Origin of the sequence: Dietzia aerolata (assembly GCF_014144865.1) — a bacterium.
Taxonomy (GTDB): Bacteria; Actinomycetota; Actinomycetes; order Mycobacteriales; family Mycobacteriaceae; genus Dietzia; species Dietzia aerolata.
The window spans coordinates 1-4479 of the sequence record NZ_JAALDM010000179.1; the positions used below are offsets into that span (position 1 = coordinate 1).

At 70.7% G+C, this 4479-nt stretch carries 4 protein-coding genes; 3 read left to right on the plus strand and 1 reads right to left on the minus strand.

Translation table 11 applies throughout. From position 1 onward, the window contains the following. From G6016_RS11200 to G6016_RS11210, 3 genes are all read left to right on the plus strand, one after another. On the plus strand, nt 1-1171 hold a 1171-nt coding region (locus G6016_RS11200; RefSeq protein ID WP_182632734.1), incomplete at its 5' end, for an amidohydrolase family protein. Between the two features lie 50 nt (nt 1172-1221). Continuing rightward, nucleotides 1222-2502: an MFS transporter gene (locus G6016_RS11205; protein ID WP_182632735.1), complete on the plus strand. Its 1281-nt coding sequence runs from the start codon at nt 1222-1224 to the stop codon at nt 2500-2502. 7 nt (nt 2503-2509) lie between these two features. Next, nucleotides 2510-3937, plus strand: a complete 1428-nt coding sequence (locus G6016_RS11210; protein ID WP_182632736.1) for a GH1 family beta-glucosidase — start codon at nt 2510-2512, stop codon at nt 3935-3937. Here G6016_RS11210 and G6016_RS11215 read toward each other — a convergent pair. Beyond that, on the minus strand, nt 3921-4479 hold a 559-nt coding region (locus G6016_RS11215), incomplete at its 5' end, for a M56 family metallopeptidase (protein ID WP_182632737.1). The two genes, G6016_RS11210 and G6016_RS11215, sit on opposite strands and share 17 nt — an antisense overlap.

The window sequence follows — 4479 nt, forward strand, 5'->3', positions numbered from 1 at the left end:
GCTCGCCGGGATCGGGGTGCCGCCGCGCTACTCGTGCAACGAGATGGATCAACTGCGCCGGCAGGTGGACCACCTGAACCGGATGGAGGCGCACATCGACGCCGAGCACGGCGGGCCCGGGCAGGGCTGGTTCCGCATTGCCCGCTCGCCGCAGGAGGTCCGCGAGATCGCCGCGCAGGGCAAGCTCGCGGTGACGCTCGGCGTGGAGACCTCCGAGCCGTTCGACTGCCGCCAGATCAATGACGTCCCCCAGTGCAGCCGCGAGGACATCGACCGCGGGCTCGAGGAGTTCGCCTCGTGGGGCGTGTCGACCGTGTTCCCGGTGCACAAGTTCGACAATGCGCTCGGCGGGGCACGGATGGACGAGGAGCTGGCCGGGCTCGCCGTGAATGTCGGCAATAAGCTGGGCACGCAGCGGTTCTGGGAGACCGAGCCATGCGAGGGGGCCGCGTCCGACCACGCACAGCCGATCGCCAGCACGCCCGTCGCCGACGGCTTGGCCGCCGCCACCTCCGGTGCCCCCGACGGCGCCGCGCTGCCCATCTACCCCGGCGAGCCGATCTGCAACGTGCGCGGGCTGACCGAGCTCGGCGAGTATGCGGTCAACGGGATGATGGACCGCGGCATGCTCATCAACATCGACCACATGAGCGTCAATACCGCCGGCCGCGTGCTCGACATCGCGACCGAGCGCGGCTACCCCGGGTTCGTGGTGGACCACTCGTGGTCGGACCCGAGCATGCTGCGGCGGATGCACGAGCTGGGCGGGTTCGTGGGCGCGTTCGCCTACCCGGCCGACGCGACCGAGAACTTCGACGAGGGTTTCCTCGACGAGTGGCGTGCGAACTCCGCGACCGTCGGTGGGACGTTCAGTGGTTACGGCATCGGCTCCGACGTCAACGGGCTGGCGCCGCTGGCCGAACCGCGACCCACCGCGGCCACCGACCCGCTGGTCTACCCGTTCACTGCCCCCAGTGGTGAGGTGATGGACCGGTGGCAATTCGGTGAGCGGGTCCATGACCTCAACGTGGACGGCGTGGCCCAGTACGGGCTGTACGCCGACTGGATCGCCGACGTCCTGCACCGTGCCGGGCCCGACCGCGCGGAGCTCGAGCGTCAGCTGATGAACGGTGCCGAGGCCTGGACGGCCACGTGGGAGGCCGCCCGGTGACCGAGGCGGACCCGCCCGCGGGGAACCGGCCCGCAGGGACTCCGCACGCTGTGGCCTCGCCCGCCGCGGCCACGCCTGCTGAGACTTCTCCCGCCGCGGCCACACCCGCCGACGCCCGGCCGGTTGGTGCCGGGTGGATCCTCGCGCTGACCTTGGGCGTGGTGGCGGTCTTCGCCTCCTGGTTCGGTCCGCTGCAGATCCTGCTGCCCGCACAGGTCGACCTCGTCTCTGCACCCGGCACACGCGAGGGTCAGCTGGCGCTGATCGTGGGCATCGGCGCGGCGGTCTCGCTCGTGGCCACGCCGATCTGGGGGCTGATCTCCGACCGCATCCGGGTCCGCCTGGGAACGCGCATGCCGGTGGTCTACGCGGGCACCGCGATCGGGGTCGTCGGCCAGGTCGTGCTGTTCACCGCGGACAGCGGCCCGGCCATGATCGCCGGCTGGGGGTTGGTGCAACTCGGTTTCAACGGACCGTTCGCCGTCCTGGCCGCGCTGATCGCCGACCGGGTGCCCACCGCCCAGCGCGGGATCGCCGGCTCGATGTTCGGCGTGGGTCAGATTGTCGGCGTGATCGGCGGGACCGTGATCGCCGAGGCCGTCGGCTCGGGACCGCTCGGATACCTCGTGCTGGCCGTGCTCACCCCGGTGCTGTTGGTCGCGATCGTGGTGGCCGACCGGGGTCGCGCAACGGCGAAGTCCGACGGGGCCGGCCCCCGGCAACCGGCTGCGGGTAAGCGCGCCGTCATAAGCGTGCGCAGATTCCAGCCCACCCGCGACTACGCCTGGGCGTGGCTCCTGCGCTTCCTGATGAACCTCACCAACGCCATCCTGCTGCTGTACCTGTACTACTTCCTCGATGAGGTGGTGGGCGCCACCGACGTGGCCGGCTCGGTGCTGATGGTCACCGTCATCACATTGATCCTGTCCGCGGTGTGTGCGGGCGCGACGGGCGCCGCCTCCGATCGCCTCACCCGCCGCCGGGTCTTCGCCCTGGCCGGCGCGCTGAGCACGGCGGTCGGGCTACTCCTGCTCGCGGCCGCCACCACGATTCCGCTGGTGATGATCGCCGCGGCCGTCCTGGGACTGGGCTGGGGCCTGTTCATCGGCGTCGACATGGCCATCATCACCTCCACGCTCGCCGACGACACCACGTCCGGCACCCTGCTGGGCGTCGCCAACATCGCCAATTCGCTCCCCCAGGTGGTGGCCCCGGCCCTCGCCGCGCCGCTGGTCGTCTCCGCCGCGGGATACCCGGCCCTGTACGGCGTCGGCGCGGCGATCGCCGTGGTCGCCGCCCTCTGCCTGATCCCCCTTCGATCCGTGAGATAAGGACCCCATGCCCACCGATTCGCCGAGCCACCTGATCAATGACCTCACGCTGCCCCCGGGTTTCCGCCTCGGCACCGCCACCGCCGCCGCGCAGATCGAGGGCGCCGCCACCGCCGACGGTCGGGGCCCGAGCATCTGGGATGACTTCGCCGCGCAGCCAGGCCGGATCCGCGACGGCCACACCCCGTCGGTGGCCTGCGATCATTACCACCGGGCCGCCGAGGACGTCCGCGACCTGGCGGAGCTCGGGGTGCACGATTACCGGTTCTCGCTGTCGTGGTCGCGGATCCTGCCCGACGGTCGCGGCCGGGTGAACCAGGCGGGTCTGGACTTCTACTCCCAGCTCGTGGACGACCTGCTGGCCGCCGGGATCCGGCCCACGCCGACGCTGTACCACTGGGACCTGCCCAGCGCGCTGCAGGCGGACGGAGGCTGGCTAAACCGCGCCACGGCGGACGCGCTCGCCGACTATACGTCTGTAGTACTGGACGCCCTGGGCGACCGGGTAACGGACTGGTTCACGCTGAACGAGATGAACGTGCACACCCTCTACGGGCATGCGCTCACCGATCACGCGCCGGCGCTGGGGATGGGGCTCGACTGCCTGCCGGTCGCCCACAATCTGCTGCGCGCCCACGGCCTGGCCACGCGCACGATCCGCGGGGCGGGCGACCAGCACAGGGTGGGCGTGGTGCAGCAGCACTTCCCCGTCCACGCCGCCACCGAGTCGGCCGAGGACGTCGAGGCGGCCGACCTGTTCCGCATCCTCACAAACTGGATGTTCTCCGATCCGATCCTGCGCGGCCGCTATCCGGAGGACTGGGTAGCCGAGCTGATCGCCGCCTCGGCCGACATCAGCGAGGACCTGCTGGCCGAGGATCTGGCCCTGATCTCCGCTCCCCTGGACCACTACGGCGTCAACTATTACGAGCCCACGGTGATCGAGTCGCCGCGCCCGGACAAGTACTACGCCGGCGTGCTCGAGGTGGATTTTCCCGAGGAGATGCCGTTCCGCCCGGTCCGGATCGAGGGGGTCGAGCGCACCGATTTCGACTGGCCCATCGTGCCGTCCGGGTTGACGGAGATCCTGACGATCCTGCACGAGCGCTACCCCGGCCTGCCGCCGGTGATAGTGACCGAGAACGGCTGTTCCTACCACGAAAAACCTGATGACGACGACGACGGCGCCGTCCGCGACAGCCGACGGATCGCGTATCTGCGCGACCATCTCGGTGCGGTCTCGGAGGCGATCGACGCCGGGGTCGATGTGCGCGGCTACTACGTGTGGTCAGCGATGGACAATTTCGAATGGGCCGCCGGCTATGGCGAGCGCTTCGGCCTGGTCCACGTGGACTTCGACACGCTGAAGCGGACCCGCAAGGATTCCTGGTACTGGTACCGGGACCTGATTGCCCAGCTCAGACGCAGCCGCTGAGGACGACCATCACGTACGGCACGTGCACGGCTCCGGCCAGGGCGGTGAGCGCGAGCAGGCTGCTGATGCCGACCATCGTGGCGGCCACCCCGGCATAGCCGCGGACCGGCTGCACGAGGTGCCGGACGCGGTCGGGCCCGAGGGCGTGGAGGACCCCGCCTGCGTCATAAGCGGCATCAGCGCCTCGCCCGGCCTCGCTTCTCCCGTCCTCGCCTCGCCCGGCCTCGCCCAGGACCAGCAGCGCGGAAGCCAACGCCGAGGTGCCCGCCTCGCGCCGGGCATGGTCGTCTGCCGCGATCTCCAGATAGTGGCCGAGCGCGTCGGCCGCCGCGGCCAGGAGCGGCACCCACCGCAGGTGGGCGGTGAGCGCATCGACGAGCGCGGCGATCAGGTGGTGATGCTGCCGGACGTGCGCCTGCTCGTGCGCGAGCACCGCCCGCAACTCGTCGGCGGCGAGGAGGTCGACGGCCCCGGTCGACACCACGATCCCGCCGTGTCGGCGCGGCAGACTGAGCGCGAAGGGATGTCGATCGGTCACGAGG

Bases quoted from the DNA above. Each gene is read 5' to 3' on its own strand.
- G6016_RS11210 (WP_182632736.1), top strand. From the start codon at position 2,510: ATGCCCACCGATTCGCCGAGCCACCTGATCAATGACCTCACGCTGCCC.